17 protein-coding genes are annotated in these 21,203 nt (G+C 67.8%); 1 reads left to right on the top strand and 16 read right to left on the bottom strand.

The window, feature by feature from the left end; genetic code table 11:
• Nucleotides 1-14: 14 nt before the first annotated feature.
• The 8 genes from AD72_RS19380 to eno form a co-directional block, all read right to left on the bottom strand.
• A complete protein-coding gene (locus AD72_RS19380; RefSeq protein ID WP_051898782.1) occupies nt 15-1,616 on the bottom strand; it encodes a peptide ABC transporter substrate-binding protein in 1,602 nt (533 codons plus the stop codon).
• 46 nt (nt 1,617-1,662) lie between these two features.
• Nucleotides 1,663-3,303, bottom strand: a complete 1,641-nt coding sequence (locus AD72_RS19375; protein WP_031467941.1) for a peptide ABC transporter substrate-binding protein — start codon at nt 3,301-3,303, stop codon at nt 1,663-1,665.
• Nucleotides 3,304-3,440: 137 nt separating this feature from the next.
• Nucleotides 3,441-5,084 (bottom strand): peptide ABC transporter substrate-binding protein, encoded by a 1,644-nt coding sequence (locus tag AD72_RS19370; protein WP_031467940.1) that lies wholly within the window; start codon nt 5,082-5,084, stop codon nt 3,441-3,443.
• Between the two features lie 482 nt (nt 5,085-5,566).
• A complete protein-coding gene (locus AD72_RS19365; RefSeq protein ID WP_031467939.1) occupies nt 5,567-6,508 on the bottom strand; it encodes a Ppx/GppA phosphatase family protein in 942 nt (313 codons plus the stop codon).
• A 90-nt stretch (nt 6,509-6,598) separates the two neighbouring features.
• Entirely contained in the window at nt 6,599-7,888 is a 1,290-nt protein-coding gene (locus AD72_RS19360; RefSeq protein ID WP_197285017.1) for a lytic transglycosylase domain-containing protein, read from the bottom strand.
• Nucleotides 7,889-7,970: 82 nt separating this feature from the next.
• Nucleotides 7,971-8,468, bottom strand: a complete 498-nt coding sequence (locus AD72_RS19355) for a DUF501 domain-containing protein (RefSeq protein ID WP_031467937.1) — start codon at nt 8,466-8,468, stop codon at nt 7,971-7,973.
• Nucleotides 8,465-8,893: an FtsB family cell division protein gene (locus AD72_RS19350; protein ID WP_031467936.1), complete on the bottom strand. Its 429-nt coding sequence runs from the start codon at nt 8,891-8,893 to the stop codon at nt 8,465-8,467. The genes AD72_RS19355 and AD72_RS19350 overlap by 4 nt, the downstream gene beginning before the upstream one ends.
• 3 nt (nt 8,894-8,896) lie before the next feature.
• Entirely contained in the window at nt 8,897-10,183 is a 1,287-nt protein-coding gene (gene eno, locus AD72_RS19345; protein ID WP_031467935.1) for a phosphopyruvate hydratase, read from the bottom strand.
• Between the two features lie 319 nt (nt 10,184-10,502).
• Between eno and AD72_RS19340 the strand changes: the two genes are divergently transcribed.
• On the top strand, nt 10,503-10,901 hold the full coding sequence (locus AD72_RS19340) for a tetratricopeptide repeat protein (protein ID WP_031467934.1): 399 nt from the start codon (nt 10,503-10,505) through the stop codon (nt 10,899-10,901).
• On the opposite strand, the gene AD72_RS19335 is transcribed toward AD72_RS19340, so the two are convergent.
• The 8 genes from AD72_RS19335 to AD72_RS19300 form a co-directional block, all read right to left on the bottom strand.
• On the bottom strand, nt 10,867-11,697 hold the full coding sequence (locus tag AD72_RS19335; protein ID WP_031467933.1) for a lysozyme family protein: 831 nt from the start codon (nt 11,695-11,697) through the stop codon (nt 10,867-10,869). The genes AD72_RS19340 and AD72_RS19335 overlap by 35 nt on opposite strands.
• A gap of 55 nt (nt 11,698-11,752) precedes the next feature.
• On the bottom strand, nt 11,753-12,667 hold the full coding sequence (locus AD72_RS19330) for a nucleoside triphosphate pyrophosphohydrolase (RefSeq protein WP_031467932.1): 915 nt from the start codon (nt 12,665-12,667) through the stop codon (nt 11,753-11,755).
• Nucleotides 12,664-13,560 carry a hypothetical protein gene (locus AD72_RS19325; RefSeq protein WP_031467931.1) on the bottom strand — a complete coding sequence of 299 codons (897 nt, stop codon included), beginning with the start codon at nt 13,558-13,560 and terminating at the stop codon, nt 12,664-12,666. The genes AD72_RS19330 and AD72_RS19325 overlap by 4 nt, the downstream gene beginning before the upstream one ends.
• 13 nt (nt 13,561-13,573) lie before the next feature.
• Nucleotides 13,574-14,458: an ABC transporter ATP-binding protein gene (locus AD72_RS19320; protein WP_425480775.1), complete on the bottom strand. Its 885-nt coding sequence runs from the start codon at nt 14,456-14,458 to the stop codon at nt 13,574-13,576.
• Nucleotides 14,455-15,498 (bottom strand): iron chelate uptake ABC transporter family permease subunit, encoded by a 1,044-nt coding sequence (locus AD72_RS19315; RefSeq protein ID WP_031467929.1) that lies wholly within the window; start codon nt 15,496-15,498, stop codon nt 14,455-14,457. Before AD72_RS19315 ends, AD72_RS19320 begins: the two co-directional genes overlap by 4 nt.
• 5 nt (nt 15,499-15,503) lie before the next feature.
• Nucleotides 15,504-16,568 (bottom strand): FecCD family ABC transporter permease, encoded by a 1,065-nt coding sequence (locus AD72_RS19310; protein ID WP_051898780.1) that lies wholly within the window; start codon nt 16,566-16,568, stop codon nt 15,504-15,506.
• Between the two features lie 117 nt (nt 16,569-16,685).
• Nucleotides 16,686-20,276, bottom strand: coding sequence for a transcription-repair coupling factor (gene mfd / locus AD72_RS19305; protein ID WP_425480776.1), 3,591 nt, complete (start codon nt 20,274-20,276; stop codon nt 16,686-16,688).
• A 158-nt stretch (nt 20,277-20,434) separates the two neighbouring features.
• A complete protein-coding gene (locus tag AD72_RS19300; protein WP_031467926.1) occupies nt 20,435-20,917 on the bottom strand; it encodes an Lrp/AsnC family transcriptional regulator in 483 nt (160 codons plus the stop codon).
• Nucleotides 20,918-21,203: the final 286 nt, after the last annotated feature.

Here is a 21,203-nt window from a genome sequence, read left to right as displayed (position 1 = left end):
CAGTCCAATATGGATCATTTGGCCAACCTGATCGAACTCAGGTCCGCTACCCGCTTGAGCTTGTTCAGTTTCACCGACCTGATCTTGTCGGAGTATCCGGCGATCCCCTGCTCGCTCCACAGCGGGATGTGCGGCATGCTCGCGGTGAGCATCCCTTCCGCGGCCTCGAAGTCCGCGGCAGCCTCCTGCTCGGTCGAGGCGGCTCTGGCCTGCTTGAGCTTGGCATCGAAGCCGGGATTCGAGTAACCGATGAAGTTGGAGCTGCCGCCCGTCTCGTACTGCGCGGCGAGCTCGCTGTCCGGAGAGGGGAAGTCGTAGTTCCACGTCCCCCGGGTCATCCCGGTGAGCTGGTGGGACTGCTGTTGCTGGCGCAGCACCTGGAAGGTCGGCACCGGGTCGAACCGCAGGGACACCCCAGAACCCCGCAGCGCCTTGTTCACCGAGTTCACCACGGCCTCGATCCACTCCTTGTGCCCGCCGTCGGCATTGGACTGGATCGGGATCACGCCCCGGTACCCGCTGCGCTGGACCAGCGCCTTGGCCTGCTGCGGGTGGAATTCGCAGTACTGCCCGCAAGCGTTCGGCGCCGAACCGGGCACGCTGTCCGGCACGAAACCGTCCATCGGTTTACGCGCATTGTTGAAGATCTGCTCGGTGATCTGCGCGCGGTCGATCGCCATCGAGATGCCGTGCACCAGATCCGGATTGCGCCAGGCGGGATCGAGGTACTGCGGAATCGCGAGGAACTGGTCGCTCATCACGGTTCCGCCGAGGGTCCGTCCGTCCAGGTCCTTCTGGTACTTGTTCTCGACCAGCGCCGAGGGCGGGACCATCTCCATGAAGTCCAGGTTCCCCGACTCCAGATCGCGGTAGGCCGCGTCCTGGCTCTGGTAGACCTTGAACTCGACCTTGTCGACGGTCGGCTTGTCCTTGCCGGTGTAGCCGTCCCAGCGCTGCAGCGTGGTCTGCACCGAGGGCTGGTAGTCGACGAACTTGAAGGGTCCGTTGCCGACCGGTTTCTTCGCCCACTGATCCTTGTCCTTCGCGGCGAAGAACTGGTCGGGCATCGGATAGAACGCGTTATAGCCGAGCTTCTGCTTGAAGGTGATGTTCGGCGAGCTCAGGGTCACCTTGAACTCGTAGTCGTTCACCTTCTGCAGACCCGACATCTTGTCCGCGGCCGGTTTGGCTTTCTCGTCCGCGGGGTGCACGTCCTTGTACCCCTTGATGTCGGAGAAGAACGCGGCATCGTTTTGCGCATTGGGGGCGTAGGCGGCGTAGTTCCAGGCGTTGATGAAGTTGTCCGCCTTCACCTCGGTCCCGTCCTGGAACTTCCACCCCTTCTTGAACTTGATGTCGAAGACGGTGTTCTTCTCACTCGGCGTGATCGAAGTAGCCATCTCATTCTCGGCCTTACCCGTGTCCGGGTTGTACTTCAACAAACCCGACCACATGGCATCGACGATCTTGCCGCCCTCGGATTCCTGGGTATTGCTCGGAATCAGCGGATTCTGCGGATCGTTCCCGTACAGCGTGACGGTTCCGTCCTCCGCCTTGCCCGCCCCGCCGCCGCAACCGGCGAGCACCAGTGCGGCGGCGAGTGGTATTGCGGGCAAGACCCCCTTGCGCGATACGCGCATCCTGTGACCCCTCAATTTCCCGTCAGGAACTCTTGGGCTTGATCGTGGTGAGCACGGGAAGCCGCTTGAGCTTGCTCAGCTTCACCGAAGCGATCTTGTCCGAGTACCCGGCTGTCCCCGTTTCGGTCCACAGTGGAATCTGTGGCATGTCGTTCACGAGTAGTTTCTCGGCTTCGGAGAACTTCTGGTTCGCCTCCTGGTCGGTCGGCGCTTCGAGCCCTGCCTGCATCGCCGCGTCGAACTTCGGGTTGGAGTACTTGGTGATGTTCGTGCTGCCGTCGGTCTTGTACAGCGCGAGCAGAATGTTGTCCTGGGACGGGTAATCGAAGTTCCACCCGGACCGTACGAGACCGGAGAGCTTGAAGGACTGCTCCTGCTGGCGCAGCACCTGGAAGGTCGGCACCGGCGAGAACTGGGCCTTGACCCCGGTTCCCTCGAGCGTCTTGTTGATCGAGTTCGCCACCGCCTCGATCCACTCCTTGTGCCCGGCATCGGCGTTCGACTGGATCGGGATCGTGCCCTTGAAGCCGACCTTCTGAATGAGCTCCTTGGCCTTCTGCGGGTTGTACTGGCAGAACTCACCGCAGGCGTTCTTGGCCGCGCCCGGCACCGCCGACGGAACCCAGCCGTCCATGGGCTTACGGGAGCCGTTGAAAATCTGCTTGCTGATCTGCTCCCGGTCGATCGCCATGGAGAGGGCATGCCGGAAGTCCGGGTTCTTGAACGCCGGCTCGTCCAGGTACTCCGGGATCGCGACGTTCGTCGAGGTGGTCAGATCGTTGTTGAGCACCCGGCCATCGAGGTCCTTCTTGTACTTGTCCCCGGCCAGTGCGGACGGCGGTACCGCCTCCATGAAGTCCAGGTTCCCCGACTGCAGGTCCCGGTAGGCCGCATCCAGGTTCTGGTAGATCTTGAAGTCGACTTCCTTGATCTGAGCCTTGTCCTTGCCCTGATAGTTGTCGTTCCGCACGATCTTCGTGTCGACAGCGGGCTGATAGGACTTGAACTTGAACGGGCCGTTGCCGACCGGGTTCTTCGCCCATTTGTTCTTGTCCGGCGCCTTGAAGAAGGAATCCGGCATCGGATAGAACGCGGTGTACCCCAGCTTGGTCTTGAACGAGATGTTCGGCGCGCTCAGCGTCACCTTGAACTCGTAATCGTTCACCTTCTGCAGACCCGACATCTTGTCGGTGGCCGGCTTGGCTTTCTCGTCCTCCGGGTGAACGTCGCTGTATCCCTTGATGTCGGAGAAGAAGTCCGAGTTGTTCTGCCCGTTCGGAGAGTAGGCGCCGTAGTTCCAGGCGTTGATGAAGTTGTCCGCCTTCACCTCGGTGCCGTCGTGGAACTTCCAGCCCTTTTGGAACTTGATGTCGAAGACGGTGTTCTTCTCGCTCGGCGTGATCGAGGTGGCCATCTCGTTCTCCGGAGCCATGCTGTCCGGGTCGTACTGCACCAGCCCCGACCAGAGGGCATCGACCACCATGCCGCCCTCGGTTTCCTGGGTATTGGTGGGAATCAGGGGATTCTGTGGGTCACCCCCTCGGATCGAGATGACCCCGTCACCGGAGGCCGCCGAGCCGCCGCCACCGCCGCCGCAGCCGGCGAGCACGAGTGCGGCGGTGAGCGGAAGAGCGAGCAACGCACCCTTGCGCAGCGATCGCATGTCCTACCCCTTCGTTCGATTCCTGTGTAAAAAACCCGAACTCTTCGAGTGAAGATTAGAACATCAAGAATAAAACCAGTAGTAAAGCTTGATTAAGATTCGGGTGGGAGCTCCCCGCGGCTCCCACCCGAATCGACTCAGGATTTGTTGTTGTTCAGCACGATCGAGGTAACGTCCGCGACCCGCTTCATCTTGTTTTCCTTCACCGACTTGATCTTGTCGGAATAGGCAGCGGTCCCGGTCTCGCTCCACAGCGGAATCTGCGGCATATCCGCGGCGAGCATCTTCTCGGCCTCGGCGTAGTCCTTGTTCGCCTCGTCATCGGTAGCCGCTTCACGCGCCTGCTCGAGCAACTGGTCGAACTTCGGGTTGGAGTAGTCGGTGATGTTCGTGCTACCACCGGTCTTGTACAGCGCGGCGAGCTGGCTGTCCGGGGACGGGAAGTCGAAGTTCCAGCCCGAACGGGTCCATCCGGCGAGCTGCTTGCCCGCTTCCTGCTGGCGCAGCACCTGGAAGGTCGGCACCGGCGAGAACTGGGCCTTGACCCCGGTTCCCTCGAGCGTCTTGTTGATCGAGTTCGCCACCGCCTCGATCCACTCCTTGTGCCCGGCATCGGCGTTGGACAGGATCGGGATCGTGCCCTTGAAGCCGACCTTCTGAATCAGTTCCTTGGCCTTCTGCGGGTTGTACTGGCAGAACTCCCCGCAGGCACCCTTCTGCACGCCGGGAACGCTCGTGGGCAGCCAGCCGTCGATGGGCTCACGCGAACCGTTGAAGATCTGCTTGCTGATCTCCGCACGGTTGATCGCCATCGAGATACCGTGCCGGAAGTCCGGGTTCTTGAACGCCGGCTCCTTCAGGTACTCGGGAATGGCGATGGCCTCGTCGGTCATCAGCGGGCCGTTGAGCACCCGGCCGTCGAGGTCGGTCTTGTACTTGTTCCCGGCCAGCGCGGACGGCGGCACGACCTCCATGAAGTCCAGGTTGCCCGCCTGCAGATCACGGTAGGCCGCGTCCTGGTTCTGGTAGACCTTGAAGTCGATTTCCTTGGGCTGCGGCTTGTCCGGACCACTGAACTGGTCGAACCGCTTCAGCTTGGTCTCCACCGAGGGCTTGTACTCGACGAAGCTGTAGGGCCCGTTGCCGATCGGCTTGTCCTTGGCCCACTTGTTCTTGTCCGGCGCCTTGAAGAAGGAGTCCGGCATCGGGTAGAAGGCCGTGTACCCGAGCTTCTGCTTGAAGGTGATGTTCGGCGAGCTCAGCGTCACCTTGAACTCGTAGTCGTTCACCTTCTGCAGACCCGACATCTTGTCCGCGGTCGGCTTCGCCTTCTCATCCTCCGGGTGAACGTCGCTGTATCCCTTGATGTCGGAGAAGAAGTCCGCGTTGTTCTGCCCGTTCGGGGCATAGGCGCCGTAGTTCCAGGCGTTGATGAAGTTGTCCGCCTTCACCTCGGTCCCGTCCTGGAACTTCCACCCCTTCTTGAACTTGATGTCGAAGACGGTGTTCTTCTCACTCGGCGTGATCGAAGTAGCCATCTCATTCTCGGCCTTACCCGTGTCCGGGTTGTACTTCAACAAACCCGACCACATGGCATCGACGATCTTGCCGCCCTCGGTCTCCTGGGTGTTCGTGGGGATCAGGGGGTTCTGCGGGTCGTTCCCCAGCAGCGAGATCACCCCGTCCCCCGAGGAGCTCCCCCCGCCACCACCGCACCCGGCAAGCACGAGCGCGGACACGACAGGCAGCACGAGGACCGAAACCTTCGACCTCAACCGCATCTCATCTTCCTCCAAAAGGGACTCGCTGGCGTCGGGTCGGCGCACGAGCCGCCTTGTGCCGAGCATGGTTGTACCGGAGAGACCGTAGCTCCAATTGTGACTTTGCGTAACGGTCTCCAGGTTACGAACACGTCACATCATTGCCCGTCCGAGTGCTTGAGCAGCGCATGGCCACAGATTGACTACCGAGCGTACAATTCACCCCGAGTAACGGACAAACCGGTAAGCACTCGGCCCGTTCCCCTGCAACCGGTCGGTATCGCCCGTTCGGCTGCCGCCGAGGGATTCGACCTCTCACTCGATCCAGCCTCCCGACCGATCGGGTCCATCATTACGTCAGCGGAGCGTAACCACCGCCAAGGCAATGTACCGCCCAACTACGGTCGACGCAGTGCCTTCTGCTTAACTCTTCACGGAAGACGGCTTGTTACTCGCCATTTGGTAACCGAATGTGTTGATTACGGTTCGTGCTGCAATAGCGGTCAGGCAATCGACGTGGCAATGCCGTCGAGAATGTCCTTCTCGCTGACGAGCAGCTGCCCGATCCCGGCGCGCTCGGCGAGCTGTTCAGCGAGCACCCGCACCACCACCGCGCCCCCGGTGATCACATCGGCCCGCCCTTCGTGGACCGGTCCGAGCGCGCGGCGCTGTTCGGTGCTCAGCGCGGCCAGGCGCGCCTCGGTGGCCCGGATCTGCTCGGTCGAGAGCACCGATCCGTGGGTGCGCTCCGAGTCGTAGGCGGGCAGCTCCTGGGCGACCGCGGACAGCGTGGTCACGGTGCCCGCCACCCCGATCCAGGTGCGGGCGCGGCCCACCGGGACCACCTCGAAGGCGGACTCCAGCACCTCGGCGGCGACCCGTTCGGCCTCGGCGAGCTCCGTCGCGCTCGGCGGATCGGAGTGCAGGCAGCGCTCGGTGAGCCGGACACAGCCGATGTCCACGCTGCGGGCGGCCTCGACCGCGACGTCTCCCCCGCTCAGGGTGCCGAGGACCAGCTCGGTCGAGCCCCCGCCGACGTCCACGACCAGGAACGGGCCCTCTTCCTCGGAGGCGGCGGCGACCGCTCCGGCGAAGGAGAGCCGGGCCTCCTCGTCCCCGCTGATCACCTCGGCCTCGGTGCCGAGCACCTCGCGGGTCATGGCGAAGAACTCCTCCCGGTTCGCCGCGTCCCGGGTGGCGGAGGTGGCGACCATGCGGATCCGCTCGACCCCGTTCTCGGTAAAGCGGGCCGCGTAGTCCACCAGCGCCGCCCTGGTGCGCTCGATGGCCTCCGCGGCGAGCAGCCCGGTCGCGTCGACGCCCTGCCCGAGCCGGACGATGCGCATCTCACGGTGCACATCCGTGGCCGAGCCGGACCCGTCGAAGTCCGCGATGAGCAGGCGGATGGAGTTCGTACCGCAGTCGATGGCCGCGACGCGCGACATGCAGCCCCCTTCGGTTGTGTTCCGGTACGGCACGCTGTGTGCCGTACCGGAACAGTACCGGAGTCCTGGTCCGGTACCGGGTGGTGCGCGCTAGGGCTGGATCGCGGGCGTGGCCGGGGCCGGTGCCTCCGAAAGCGAGCTACCGGACGGTGCCGAGGGTTGCGGAGTCGGGCTCGGCGTCGGCGTGGGGACCGGGCAACCGGGCGGGATGCTCGGCGGCGGTGTGGTCGTGGTCGGCGGGGTCGACGGCGGCTGTGTCGGCTGGCTCGGCTCCGGTGTCGGCAGCGGCGGGCAGCTCGGCGCAGGACTCGTCGGCGGGGTACTCGGCGGAGTACTCGGTTGGCTGCTGGGCGGCTGACTGCCCGGAGGCGGCGAGCTCGGCGGCTGCGTCGGCTGCGATGCCGGGGGCTGTGCCGCCGGAGGTTGTGGTGCGGGCGGTTGCGGTGCGGGCGGTTGCGGTGCGGGCGGTTGCGGGTTCGGCGCGGGTACCGGAGGCAGCCCGGCGACGCTCGGGGCGATCGCGGTCGGGCGCACCCCGGAGGCGTAGGCGGCCGACCAGATCAGCACGTTGCGCACGTAGTCGTCGGAGTGGTTGTAACCGAACACGGCCGCGGCGCGGGCCTGCGGATCACCGAGGTTGGCCCCGGAGGAGCACAGCAGCTTCCCGGTGGCCACGCTCGCGTCGTAGATATTGTTCGGATCCGCCTTGCCGTCCCCGTTGCCGTCGGCGGCGTACCGCTGCCAGGTGGAAGGGATGAACTGCATCGGGCCGACGGCGCGATCGTGCACCGGATCGCCGTCGAGGCGCCCGCCGTCGGTGTCCGCGATGTCGGCGGTGCCGTTCGTCCCGTCCAGCACCGGACCGAGGATCGGGGCGAGGCCGTTGCCGTGCGTGTCGACCTGGCCGCCCCTGGCGTGCCCGGATTCGATCCGCCCGATCGCCGCGACGAGCGACCAGGGCAGATTGCAGCCCTTCTCGAGCGAGGCGAGCTCGGTGGCGGCGTGTTTGTAGGCCTCGAGCGCGACCCCGGGAATGCCGAGCGGGCCGCTGGGCAGCTGGGCGAGCGGCCCGGCCGCCACGGCAAGCTTGGCCGGGTCACCGGCCTCCTCGAGGACCTTGTCGGAGAGCTTGGCGTTCATCCCGCGGGTGCCGCTGGCCCCTACCCCGCCGAGCCGCCACAGCCCGTCGTCGTTGCCCAGGCTCACCGGTTTCGCCTGCTGTGTCTCGGCGGCCGGTGCCACGTCGAGCTTGCCCGCGAACGCGGCGGCCGGGACCAGCCCCGCGCCGACGACGAGGGCGGCCGCAAGCACGGCCCTGCCGCCTTTCGTGGCCCCGCGCGCCTCCTGGGTTCTGTTGTCCGGCCCTCTCCGGTCAGTCACTGCCTTCTCCCCTCGGTGTAGCTCCCGACCCGGGTACCAGCTTGCTCGACAATGACCGGCGCTGTCAGCTTTTTTGCCGAAGTTATCCGCGTGAATGGTCCATTCGTGCGCATTCCCCCGCTGGCCAGGACTCTTCGATGAGCGCACGGGTCTCATCGCCGATCGGGTTCACCCCCGGCCCCTTGGCCAGGGCGTGCGCCAGATGGACATGCAGGCACTTCACCCGCCCGGGCATGCCGCCCGCGCTCACCTCGGTGCCCAGCGATTCGATGGCATCCCGTTCGGCGAGGTAGTCGCGGTGCGCGCGCTCGTAGCCCTCGGCGAGCCCGGGTTCCTCGGCCAGCCGTTCGGTCATCCGCTTCATCAGGCCGGAGGCCTCGAGCGTGCCGACAAGTGAGCACAGTTTGGGGCAGGTCAGGTAGTAGAGGGTGGGGAACGGGGTGCCGTCGGGCAGCCGCGGTGAGGTCTGCACGACGGCGGGATGCCCGCTCGGACAGCGGAAGGCGACCGCGCGCATTCCCCTCGGCTCACGGCCGAGCTGAGCGGTGACCAGCGCGCGGTCGTCCTCGTCGACGGTCATTTGTTGATCGAGTTCCACAGGTTCGCGTACCAGGATTTTTCGTTCTGCTTGCGCTGCTCGGGCTTGGGCGGGGCGGCCGGGGCCGCGCCGTCCTGGGGCAGCTGCACGAGATAAGGCGTTTCCCCTGGCAGCACATAGCGCAGCCGCTTCCGCGCCTCGGCCTTGGTCTGCTCGGGATCGGCGAGCTGCTGGTTGCGCCGTTCGAGCTTGGCGACCTGAACGCGCAACTGCTCCTGCTGCTCGGTCTGCTCGGCGATCTGGGACCGCTGCGAGAAGTAGGTGCGCAACGGAACCGCCACGCTGAGCGCGAGCGCGCACATCACGATCGCGAGCACCGCGGCCCGCCTGGTGTTGGACAGGCCGAGGCGCCCGAGCAGCCGGGTGCGGCGCAGCGCGGCGAGCCATCTGCGCCAGGGAACCGCCATGGCTCAGCCCTCCGGCTCGAATCGGGGGAAGGCCAGGTCACCGGCATAGCGTGCGGCGTCACCGAGTTCTTCCTCGATGCGCAGCAGCTGGTTGTACTTGGCGACCCGATCGGACCGGGCCGGCGCGCCGGACTTGATCTGGCCGCACCCGGTGGACACGGCGAGGTCCGCGATCGTGGTGTCCTCGGTCTCCCCGGAACGGTGCGACATCATGCACTTGTAGCCGCTGGTCTGGGCGAGGGTGACCGCGTCGAGGGTTTCCGAGAGGGTGCCGATCTGGTTCACCTTGACCAGCAGCGCGTTGGCCACCCCACGGCCGATGCCGTCGTCCAGCCGCTCGAGGTTGGTCACGAACAGGTCGTCCCCGACCAGCTGGACCCGGTCGCCGAGTCTGCTGGTCAGGTGGGCCCAGCCGGCCCAGTCGTCCTCGCCGAGCGGGTCCTCGATGGACACCAGCGGGTACTGCTCGACCAGTTCGGTGTAGTAGGAGCTGAGCTGTTCGGCGCTGCGCTTGGAACCCTCGAAGGTGTAGACGCCGTCGGCGTACAGCTCGGTCGCCGCCACGTCCAGGGCGAGCGCGATGTCCCGGCCGGGGGCGTATCCGGCGTTGCCGATCGCGGTGGTGATCAGGTCCAGCGCCTCGCGGTTGGACTTGAGGTTGGGCGCGAACCCGCCCTCGTCACCGAGACCGGTGGCCAGGCCCTGCTTGTTCAGCACCGATTTGAGCGCGTGATAGACCTCGGCGCCCCAGCGCAGCGCCTCGCGGAAGGAGTCGGCGCCGATCGGGGCGATCATGAACTCCTGGATGTCCACGTCGTTGTCCGCGTGCGCGCCGCCGTTGAGGATGTTCATCATCGGGACCGGGAGCACGTGCGAGTTCGGTCCGCCGAGGTAGCGGAACAGCTCGAGCCCACTGGACTCGGCCGCGGCCTTGGCGACCGCGAGCGAGACACCGAGCACCGCGTTCGCGCCGAGCCGGGACTTGTCCGGGGTGCCGTCCAGGTCCACCAGCTTCTGGTCCACCAGCCGCTGCTCCACGGCCTCGATACCGGTCAGTTCGGGGCCGATGTCGTCGAGCACCCCGGCGACGGCCTGCTCGACGCCCTTGCCGCCGTACCGCTTGGCGTCCTTGTCGCGCAGTTCGACGGCCTCGTGCTCGCCGGTCGAGGCGCCGGAGGGAACCGCGGCCCTGCCCAGGGTGCCGTCGTCGAGCGCGACCTCGACCTCGACGGTCGGATTCCCGCGCGAGTCGAGGATCTCCCGTGCACCTACCTGCTCGATGACAGCCACTGGCCGCTCCTTGCTCGTCCGCTTCGCTTCCTGCGGCTACGACAGTAGCGCCCATTCGGGGGTTCGCGCGTCAGGCACGCGCGGACTGTGACCGAGCTTGCGAGGTCACCGACAACACAGCGACCGGGGCACCGGACCGACGAGCGCCAGCGAGGAGGATCGGTGACCGAGCTTGCGAGGTCACCGAAAATACCGCGACCGGGGCACCGGACCGACGAGCGCCAGCGAGGAGGATCGGTGACCGAGCTTGCGAGCTCACCTGGCGCGCGTGTGGCGATACTCGCCGCGGCACCGGGTCGCGCGGTAGCGTGGGGGTCATATGTTGGCGCAGAATGGCGATGCGGACGAAACCGGAGACGGCGCGTTCGAGGCCTTCCGCCGCGCGGAGAAGCTGCTCGATGCGCGCCGTCCACGCGAGGCGCTCGCGGCACTCGAGCCCGCGCTGCGCAGCCAGCCCGACCTGCCGAGCGTGTTGTTGCTCGCCGGCCGGGCCTACTTCAAGTCCGCGCAGCTGCGGCGCGCGGAGGCGATGTTCAACCGCCTGCTCGAGCAGGATCCCGCGGATCACTACGCACGGTTCATCCTCGGCAGGACACTGCAGCGCCAGGGCAGGCTCATCGAGGCCCGGGCGCAGTTGCGGCTGGCCTATTCGATGCGTTCGCTGCCCGAGTACCAGGATGCGCTCAGCGCGGTCCTTGCCCGGTTGAAGCTGGCCTGACATGGACCTTGACCGCGGCCTTGGCGTAGGCGTCGGCCGCGCTGAACACGTTCTGCCCGTACTCCACCGAGCGGTTGTACTTGAACACCCCGCCCCACCACTGGCTCGGTGAGCCCATCCGCCGCCCGTTCAGGCACAGGTAGCGCCCGGTGGTCGCAGCGGCGTCGTCGATGTTCTGCGGATCGGGCGCCGCGCCGTCCCCGCTGGCGCGCACTCCCCAGCGGGCCCAGGTCTCCGGGAGGAACTGCATGGGCCCGATCGCGTGGTCCCATTGCGGGTCCCCGGTGTATTTGCCCCCGTCATAGGCCGGCTGGCGCTGCAGTCCCGGTGATCCGTCCAGCGCGGGCCCGATGATCGGCTGCGAGGGGGTGCCGTCCGCCTGCAGCACGCTCCCGTCGTGCTGGCCGTGTTTGGATTCCACTCGCCCGATCGCGGCGATCGTCGTCCAGTTGACCGCGCAGCGCGGGGTGCGCCGCTCGGTCAGCGCCGCGGCCTTGACGTAGGCCCGGACCGCGCGCGCCGGGATGTCGGTGGCCTCGGCGACCTGTTCGGACCAGGCGCCGAGGTGGGCGGTGTCCGGCTTCGCGGTCGCGGGGATCTTGCTACGCGGCTGCACATCCTGGAACGGCACGTAGAAGGCCGGTTTGACCGGTTCGCGCTCGCTGTTCATGCTGCCGAGCACCGAGGCGAGCACCACCGTCACCGCGAGCACCACGACGACCAGCAGCGACCAGAAGAGCCACTGCCGTCTGCGGCGCTGGGGTACCCGGGGCGGCGGGGGATAATAGGAGGTCATCGCAGCCAAGCGTACGGACGATGACCGGGCGGCCGTGTTTGGTCACGGTAAGGAGCTACTTCCAATACTGGCGCCAGGCGTCCGCGTCCAGGCTGACCCGGTCCTGTCCGGCGGCGGTCTCCGCGCGGCGCACCCGGTCGGCGAACCGTTTCGCGTACTCGCGCAGTTCCCCCTCGGGATCCCTGCCCTCGGCGGCGATCCGGGCCACCGCGGCGAACAGTTCGGCGACGTCCCCGCTGGCCTCGTCCTCGGCGCACAGTTCGGTGGGGAACCCGGCACGGGTGACCCTGCTGACCAGTTTCCCGGCCAGCGCGGTGGCCGGCTGGCCGAGGGCGACCCCGTCCACCGCGGACTCGCGCTGCTTCTCCGCCTGCTTGAGGACTTCCCAGCGCTTCTCCTGGGCATGGGCGTCGGCGACGTGTTCGAGATCCGAGCCGAACACGTGCGGATGCCTGCCGACCAGTTTGCGCACCAGCCCGTCGGCCACATCCTCGATGGTGAACGGATCGGTCCCGTGTTCCGCGGCGACCCGGGCGTGGAACAGTACCTGCAGCAGCACATCGCCGAGTTCCTCGCGCAGTTCCGCGCGGTCCTCGTTCTCGATGGCCTCGAGCAGTTCGTAGGTTTCCTCGACGAGGTAGCGGCGCAGGCTTTCGTGGGTCTGTTCGGCGTCCCAGGGGCAACCGCCGGGCGAGCGCAGCCGGTCCATCACCGCGACCGCGCGATGCAGCGCCTCGCCGGGGACGGGTCCGAACACCGGGGCGCCCGCCGCGCACATGGCCTGCGCCGCGGCACTGCTCCCGTCCGGGCACAACAGCACGACACCGCGTTCCCTGGCCCGCGCGAGCAGATCCGGCGGGGCCTGGTCCACGGTGTGCACCTCGGCCGCGGCACGCAGTACCGGGAGCGCCTCGACGGGCAGTCCGTGCTCACCGAGGACCACCGCGCTCGATTCGTGCAGTTCGGTCATGCGCCCGGTCCGGCACTGACCGGGAACGCGAGCACCCGTTTCTCCGCCCCGCTGGGCACCACGGAGAGCGTGTAGTCGTCCCAGGCGCCGTAGCGCGGGTTGATCCGCACCCCGATCCGTTGCGCATCGGGCACCAGCAGCGCCCTGCCGAGCCCGGCGAGCGCGTCCAGGCTGAGCCGGTCCTGTCCCTGGCTCGGCCGGCCCTGGTCCCGGGAGAGCACCCGCACCACGTACCAGCGCGCGTCCTGACCACCCGCGGGGAAGGCGAGCACGCTGCCGGGGGTTCCGCTGAACACGGTGGTCGGCACGCCTTCCGCGGGCCGCAGCGTCTGGTTCAGCTCGGCGTCCGGGCTCGCGGCGCGCATGAGGTCCCCGCCCTTGCCAGGCTGGCGCGCGATGTTCGCGGCGAGTTCGCGGGCCTGGGCGGGATCGAGCCCGCCGACGATATCCGCGCGCACGGTCAGCCGGTCTGCCTGTTTGCGGGCCAGGTCCATCATCAGCGAGAGGTCGGCCTGGTATCCGGCGAATCCGGCCCGGTCGAGCACCTGGGTCTCCAGGAACTTGTCCAGTCCGGGGACGCTCATCTGCCGGTTCACGAAACCCTGATCCACGGTCAGATGCTCGCGCGCGGCGACATCGCGCACGATCCGGTGCTGCACCCGGATGGTGAGCAGATTGCGCGCGGCCTGGTCCATGGTGCGCTGGCGCTGCACCTGTTTCGCCGCCGGTTTGGAGTCGATGAGCTGGGTGATCTCGTGCTGGAACCCGGCGAGCGGGACGGAGTCCTTGCCGATGATCGCCGCCGAATCGACCTCGGCGGGGCCGGTGCCGCATCCGGCGAGCAGCACACCGGCGAGAACGAGCGCTCCGGCCGACTTCATGATGCGCGTCACGCCGCTCAGTTTGTCACACGGTGCTCGCCTGACGCTGCCGAACCTTGGGGATGATCAGCGGCGTGTCCGACTCCGGATCGTCGATCACCCGGCACGGCAGATCGAACACCTGCTCCACGAGTTCCACCGTGATCACCTCGGACGGTTTGCCCTGCGCCACGATCGCGCCGTCCTTCATCGCGATCAGGTTCGTCGCGTACCGGCAGGCGTGGTTGATGTCGTGCAGCACCGCGACCAGGGTCCGGCCGTGCTCGTGCAGGTCCGCGCACAGGTCGAGCACCTCGACCGCGTGCGCGATGTCCAGGAAGGTGGTCGGTTCGTCGAGCAGCAGGATCGGGGTCTGCTGGGCGAGCGCCATCGCGATCCACACCCGCTGGCGCTGCCCGCCGGAGAGCTCGTCGATGCCCCGTTCGGCGAGGTCCTGGGCCCCGGTGGAGCGCAGTGCCTCGGTCACGACCTCCTCATCGGTCCTCGACCACTGGCGGAGCAGCTTCTGGTGCGGGTACCGCCCGCGGGCCACGAGATCGGCCACGGTGATCCCGTCCGGGGCGATCGGGCTCTGCGGCAACAGGCCGAGCTCCCGCGCCAGCTGCTTGGCGGGCAGCGAGGTGATCGCCTTCCCGTCCAGGAAGGCATTGCCGCGCGCGGGGCGCATCATCCGGGAGAGGCCGCGCAGCAGGGTCGACTTGCCGCACGCGTTCGGGCCGATGATCACGGTGAACTCACCGTCCGGGATCGCCACGTCGACCCCGTCCAGCACGGGGCGCTTGTCGTAGTGCAGCGCCAGATCACTCGCCTGCAAGCGTGCGGACTCCGTGGCTCGGCTCCTCACTCGCTCCGCTCCTCCCTCGCCGGTGGCTCGGTCGATGCTCACTCGATCGTCACCTTCGCGGGTCATGACCGACCAGCCTTCCATTCCCGGGCGAGCAGCCACGCCAGGTAGAGCCCACCGACGGCCGCGGTGAGCACGCCGACCGGCAGCTCGGTGTCGCCGAATACGCGCTGGGCGACGAAATCGCTCAGCAGAAGCAAGAACGCGCCCATGATCGCGCCCGCGGTGATCCCGGCCCCCGTGCTGCGGGTCAGCCGGCGCGCGATCTGCGGGGCGGTGAGCGCGATGAACATGATCGGACCGCAGGCCGCGGTGGACATCCCGGTGAGGAACACCCCGAGCACGATCAGGATGACCCGGGTGGTCTCCACCCGGACACCGAGCGCGCTCGCCGCCTCGTCCCCCATCTCGAGCACGTTCAGCCTGCGCCCGTACACCGCGAGGATGGGCAGCAGCACGACGAGCGCGATCCACAGTGGAGTCGCCTGCTCCCAGCCGCGGCCGTTGAGTGTCCCGGTCAGCCACACCTGCGCCTGGGTGGCCTCGGCGAGATTGGCCCGGGACAACAGATAGTGCACCACCGAGGTGAGCATCGCGCTGATCCCGATGCCGCACAGGATCAGCCGGTATCCCTGCACCCCGCGCTGGAAAGCGAGCAGGTACACCACGATCGCCGCGAGTGCCCCGCCGAGGATGGCGGCGAGCGAGGTGGCGAACGCGGAGGCGCCGAAGAAGGTGATCGCGGCGACCGCGGCGGCCGAGGCCCCCCAGTTGAACCCGATGATGTCGGGGCTGCCGAGCGGATTACGGGTCAGGCTCTGGAAAACCGCCCCGGAGGCACCGAGCGCGAGCCCGACCCCCATCGCGACGAGCAGCCGCGGCATCCGCAGATCGAGCACGATGAAATCGGTGGCCCGATCGCCCTGGCCCACCAGCGAGGCGAACAGCTCACCGAGCGAGACCGGATAGTCCCCTGTGGACAGTGAGAGCACCAGTACGACGATCGCGGCCAGCGCGGTGAGCGCGCAGACCAGTACCGCGCGCGGGGTGTAGCGCAACCGGATCCGGTCGCCGATGCCCAGTGTTCGCGGTCGTACCGAGGTCATGGTCGTCACAGCTTCGCCAACCTCTTCCTCCGCACCAACATGATGAACACCGGGGCGCCGAGGAACGCGGTCACCAGGCCGACCTCGAGCTCACCGGGGCTGACCACCACCCTGCCGAGAATGTCCGCGCCGAGCAGCAGCACCGGGGAGAGCACCATCGAATAGGGCAACAGCCAGCGCTGATCCGGCCCGGTGATGGCGCGCGCCACGTGCGGCATGGCGAGCCCGACGAAGGAGATCGGCCCGGCGGCCGCGGTCGCCGCACCGCAGAGCAGGGTGATCGCCACCGCGCCGAGCGCCCTGGTGCGGCCGAGATGGGCACCGAGGCTGCGCGCGGTGTCCTCGCCGAGCGCGATCGCGTTGAGCGGGCGGGCCAGCAGCAGCGCGAGCACGATGCCGACCAGCAGGAACGGGCCGACCTGGTAGAGCACCCCGGCGTCGCGCCCGGCGAGCGAACCGACCTGCCAGAACCGGAACTGGTCGAAGACCTGGGGATAGAGCAGCTGCATCGCCGAGATGTACGCGGTGAGCGCGGCGCTGATCGCGGTCCCGGCCAGGGCGAGCCGCACCGGGGTCGCCCCGCTGGGCCCGCGCGAACCGAGCAGGTACACCGCGACCGAGACGACCGCGGCGCCGAAGAAGGCGAACCACACATAGCCGGTGACCCCGCCGATGCCGAGGAATCCGATCGCGGTGACCACGGCGGCCGAGGCGCCCTGGTTCACGCCGAGAATGCCCGGTTCGGCGATCGGGTTACGGGTCAGCGCCTGCATCAGCGCACCAGCGAGCCCGAGCGCGGCACCGACCCCGATCCCGATCACGGTGCGCGGCAACCGGAGTTCGCGCACCACGATCTGGTCGTCGAGGCCGTGGAAATCGAACAGGGCCGACCACACCGTGGACAGCGGGATCCCTTTCGCCCCAACGGCTACCGAGGCCGCGGCGAGGAGCACGAGCGCGATGACCGCCAGCAGCAGCCCGATCGCCTTGATGCCCGCATGCCGCTGCTTCGGCTGTTCCGGGACGCCCCGTCCGCCGCTTTCGCGCACGCGAGGCAGCGTCGTGGTCATCTGCGTACAACCTCCGTCTCCGCGCGGCCGGATACGGCCGCCAACAACAGAGGTTAGCCTAACTTCAGGTCTGCGTTGAGTCCTCGTTCCCCTGCAACACCATACGTAACACGGCGACTACGCGCCAACACTGGCCGGTGCGGCCTCACCGGCGAGCGAGCTCAGGAACCCGGCGGCCCAGTCGAGCAGCGCCACATCGCGCAGTGCCGGGGCGCCCATCCGGCCGCCCGCCCCGCCCTCGGTCGGCCGCGGCACCGAGACGGTCCTGGTGACCGCCTTGTAGTTGGCCTTCGGGGCGATCCGCTTGAGCCGGACCTGTTGGGAGTCGGGAAGTTCCAGCGGGGCGAACCGGACCGAGCTGCCCTGCAGTGTCACCTCGGTCACCTTGTGCGCCCGGCACAGCTGCCGGAACCGGGCCACCGCGAACAGGTGCTCGACCGGGCGCGGGAGTTCCCCGTACCGGTCGGTGAGCTCGGCACGGATCTCGTCCAGGCCCGCCTTGTCCGGTGCCGCGGCGAGTTTGCGGTAGGCCTCGAGACGCAGCCGTTCGCCGGGCACGTAGTCGTGCGGGATGTGCGCGTCGACCGGGAGATCCACCCGTACCTCGGGCAGTTCCTCCTCACCTTCGGCCTCGCCCGCGCCCGCGTGTTTGCGGAACGCCTCGACCGCCTCGCCGACCAGGCGCACATAGAGATCGAAACCGACTCCCGCGATATGCCCGGACTGCTCCGCGCCGAGGATGTTGCCCGCACCCCGGATCTCCAGGTCCTTCATCGCGACCGCCATACCCGCGCCGAGTTCGGTGTTCTGCGCGATGGTCGCCAGCCGGTCGTGCGCGGTCTCGGTGAGCGGGGATTCGCCCGGATAAAGGAAATACGCGTACCCGCGCTCGCGCCCGCGCCCGACGCGGCCGCGCAACTGGTGCATCTGGGAGAGCCCGAGCATGTCCCCGCGTTCCACGATGAGCGTGTTCGCGTTCGAGATGTCCAGCCCGGATTCCACGATCGTGGTGCACACCAGCACATTGTGCTCGTTGCGCCAGAACCCGTCGATGATCTTCTCGAGCTTGTCCTCGTTCATCTGCCCGTGCGCGGTGACCACGTTCGCCTCGGGCACGAGCTCGCGGATGCGCCGCGCCGCCTTGTCGATCGAGGAGACCCGGTTGTGGATGTAGAAGACCTGGCCGTCGCGCAGGAGTTCCCTGCGGATGGCCGCGCCGACCTGTTTGTCGTCATAGGCTCCGACATAGGTCAGGATCGGGTGCCGTTCCTCGGGCGGGGTCAGGATCGTGGACATCTCCCGGATCCCGGCAAGGGACATCTCCAGGGTGCGCGGGATCGGGGTGGCGGACATGGTGAGCACATCCACGTGGGTGCGCAGCGCCTTGATGTGTTCCTTGTGCTCGACCCCGAAACGCTGTTCCTCGTCCACGATGATCAGGCCGAGGTCCTTGTACCGGATCCCGGACTGCAGCAGGCGGTGGGTGCCGATCACGATGTCCACCGAGCCGTCCGAGAGGCCCTCGAGAACCTCGTTCGCCTCCTGCGGATCGGTGAACCGGGAAAGCCCCTTCACGGTCACCGGGAAGGAATGCATCCGCTCCAGGTAGGTGTTCAGGTGCTGGTGCGCGAGCAGGGTGGTCGGCACCAGCACGGCGACCTGTTTGCCGTCCTGCACCGCCTTGAACGCGGCGCGCACCGAGATCTCCGTCTTGCCGTAGCCGACATCCCCGCACACCACGCGATCCATCGGGACCGCCTTGCGCATATCGCCTTTCACCTCGTCGATCGCGGCGAGCTGATCCGGGGTCTCGGTGAAGGCGAAGGCGTCCTCGAGTTCGTGCTGCCACGGGGAATCCGGGCCGAAGGCGTAGCCGGGTGCGGCCTGGCGCGCCGCGTAGAGCTGCACGAGCTCGGCGGCGATCTCCTTGACCGCCTTGCGCGCCTTGGCTTTCGTGTTCTTCCAGTCCGAACCGCCGAGCTTGTTCAGCGTGGGCAGTTCCCCGCCGACATAGCGGGAGATCTCGTCGAGCTGATCGGTCGGCACGAACAACCGGTCCCCGGGATGCCCGCGCTTGCTCGGGGCGTACTCCACGACGAGGTATTCCCGAGTCGCCCCGGCCACGGTCCGCTGGGACATCTCCACGAACTTGCCGATGCCGTGCTGATCGTGTACCACGTAGTCGCCCGGTTTGAGCGCCAGCGGGTCCACAGCGTTGCGGCGTTTGGTGGGTAGCCGCGCCGCCTGCTGTCCGGGAGCCGCGCCCCGTGTTCCGGTCAGATCGGATTCGGTGAGCACCACATAACCGGTGCGCGGCAAGGAGAATCCGTCCTGCGCGCTGGCCTTGACCACGGTGACGAGCCCGGCGGCCGGGGCCTCGGTGAGCCCGTCGACCGCGTTGGTGGCCGGGATCTCCTGCTCGGCGAGCTGTTCGGTGGCCCGTTCCGCGGTACCCGCACCCGGCACCACGAACACCGCGGCACCACCACTGGCCGCGTGCGCGCGCAGATCGGTGAACGCCGCCCGCAGATCCCCGCGGTATTCCGGGGCCGGCGTGATGTCCAGGCTGTGCACATCCTCGGCATCACTGGTCAGCTGGGAAAGCGTCCACCACGGGCGATCGGTGGCCACCGCGTGCCGCTCGATCACCCCGAGTTCGCGATAGGCCGAGGCACCGATGTCGATGGGCGCGCGGCCGCTGCCCGCCGCGGCCATCCAGGAGGCCTCGAGGAATTCGTTGCCGGTGCGGACCAGATCCGCCGCCCTCGTCCGGATCTTCTCCGGATCGCACAGCAGCACATGGGTACCCTCGGCGAGCACATCGGTGAGCAGTTCGAGTTCCCCGTCGCAGAGCACCGGGATCAGCGATTCCATGCCCTCGCACGGAATTCCGCCGGACAGTTTGGTGAGCATCTCGGCGAGTTCGGCGTCCGCGGCGTGCTCGGCGGCGAGTTCCCCGGCCCGTTCCCGGACGGCCTCGGTCAGCAGCAGTTCCCGGCAGGGCGGCGCGATGAGCCGTTCGAGGGTGACCTCGTCACCGGCCAGCGACCGCTGATCGGCCACGCTGAACTGACGGATCTCGGTGACCTCATCGCCGAAGAACTCGACCCGCAGCGGGTGCGCCATGGTCGGCGGGAACAGGTCGAGGATTCCCCCGCGCACCGCGAACTCGCCGCGCTTCTCCACCATGTCCACCCGCTCGTAGGCGAGATCGGCCAGCCGCGCGACGGTCTCCTCGAAATCGGACTCCTCGCCGACCACGAAGGACAGCGGCCGGAGCTCGCCGAGACCGGGCGCCATCGGCTGAATGAGGCTGCGCACCGTCGCGGTGACCACGGAGAGCGGGCCGTTGCCGTCCTCTTCCGGGTGGCGCAGCCTGCGGAACACCGCCAGCCGCCGCCCGACCGTGTCCGCACGCGGGGAAAGCTTCTCGTGCGGCAGGGTCTCCCAGGACGGGAGCGCGGCGACCCGTTCGGCGCCGAGCAGTTCACCGGCCAGGTTGGCCAGCTCCTCGGCCTCCCGGTCGGTCGCGGTGACCGCGAGCACCGGGCGGGCCGCCGCCCCGGTCCGTTCGTCGCCCGCGAGCGCTCCGGTGACCAGCGCGCGGGCCGCGGCCGGTCCCTGCAGTGCCACCGTGCTGGTTCCGGCGAGCGTGACCAGTTCGGCCAGGGCCGGGTCCGCGAGTGCCGCGGCCAGCAGTCCGTGCAGTGGCGGAAGTGTGCGTGCTTCGGACACGGGCGGTCCCTTCACTTGGCTGGAGACATCACGCGGACAGACCCGTCCCCTGGTCATCGGCGCGGGACGGGCCTGGGTTCCAGTCTAGAACCCGCGTCGAACGGATAGCCGCGCCCGCGCGGTGCCCCGCCTCAGCGCTTGCTTGGCTGGCCGCCCCAGGCGTAGGTCTGCTTGGTCAGGTCCAGGTACATGAACGTCTCGGTGCTGGTGACCCCGGGCATGGTGCGGATCTGGGTGTTCAGCACGGCGAGCAGGTGCTCGTCGTCCCGGCACACCAGCTCGCAGAGGATGTCGAAGGAACCGGCGGTCTGCACGACGTAGTGCGCGTCCTCGAGCTCGGCGATGCGCGCGGCGACCTCCCGCGCGTCCCCCTCGACCCGGATCGCGATCATGGCCTGGCGTTGCAGGTTCACCGTCTTCGGGTCGGTGACCGCGACGATCTGCATCGCGTCCTCGCGCAGCAGCCGCTGCACCCGCTGGCGCACCGCGCCCTCGGAGAGCTCCACCGCCTTCGCCAGCGCGGTGAACGACGCGCGGCCGTCGGTCTGCAGCATCGAGATCAGCGTCAGGTCGATCTCGTCGAGATTGCGCTGTACCTGCTGGTGCCCTGTCAACCGCCACCCTCCTCCACCGGTCACGAAAATCGTAGCGAACCACCCTGGAGAATACCGATTCCCTTGCCATGCTTCTCCAGAAGCGGGTAATGTCGGCCGCGAGCATATCCGCTCGGAGGTGGAACCATGGCAGGTGGTACCTGTCGACCGATCGCCGGAACCGGCTGCGGCGTGCGCTGGTACGCCCGCTGCGTCGGCGGACGCCAAGACGGCGGATAATCCGGATCTCCTCGAGAATTCTTCGTTCCGCGTTCAGCGCGGTCCCTTCCGTTGATCGCGGCGCGGT

This window comes from Sciscionella sediminilitoris, from assembly GCF_000737195.2.
In the GTDB taxonomy this organism is placed as follows: Bacteria; Actinomycetota; Actinomycetes; order Mycobacteriales; family Pseudonocardiaceae; genus Sciscionella; species Sciscionella sediminilitoris.
This window is presented reverse-complemented; position numbering and strand designations above follow the sequence as displayed.

What these genes read in the sequence shown, in the direction of transcription:
- AD72_RS19315 (WP_031467929.1), bottom strand. Translation starts at nt 15,498, where the DNA reads ATGACCTCGGTACGACCGCGAACACTGGGCATCGGCGACCGGATCCGG.
- AD72_RS19350 (WP_031467936.1), bottom strand. Translation starts at nt 8,893, where the DNA reads ATGGCGGTTCCCTGGCGCAGATGGCTCGCCGCGCTGCGCCGCACCCGG.
- AD72_RS19365 (WP_031467939.1), bottom strand. Translation starts at nt 6,508, where the DNA reads ATGTCGCGCGTCGCGGCCATCGACTGCGGTACGAACTCCATCCGCCTG.
- AD72_RS19355 (WP_031467937.1), bottom strand. Translation starts at nt 8,468, where the DNA reads ATGACCGTCGACGAGGACGACCGCGCGCTGGTCACCGCTCAGCTCGGC.
- AD72_RS19330 (WP_031467932.1), bottom strand. Translation starts at nt 12,667, where the DNA reads ATGACCGAACTGCACGAATCGAGCGCGGTGGTCCTCGGTGAGCACGGA.
- AD72_RS19335 (WP_031467933.1), bottom strand. Translation starts at nt 11,697, where the DNA reads ATGACCTCCTATTATCCCCCGCCGCCCCGGGTACCCCAGCGCCGCAGA.
- AD72_RS19320 (WP_425480775.1), bottom strand. Translation starts at nt 14,458, where the DNA reads ATGACCCGCGAAGGTGACGATCGAGTGAGCATCGACCGAGCCACCGGC.
- AD72_RS19375 (WP_031467941.1), bottom strand. Translation starts at nt 3,303, where the DNA reads ATGCGATCGCTGCGCAAGGGTGCGTTGCTCGCTCTTCCGCTCACCGCC.
- AD72_RS19370 (WP_031467940.1), bottom strand. Translation starts at nt 5,084, where the DNA reads ATGCGGTTGAGGTCGAAGGTTTCGGTCCTCGTGCTGCCTGTCGTGTCC.
- AD72_RS19310 (WP_051898780.1), bottom strand. Translation starts at nt 16,568, where the DNA reads ATGACCACGACGCTGCCTCGCGTGCGCGAAAGCGGCGGACGGGGCGTC.
- AD72_RS19340 (WP_031467934.1), top strand. Translation starts at nt 10,503, where the DNA reads ATGTTGGCGCAGAATGGCGATGCGGACGAAACCGGAGACGGCGCGTTC.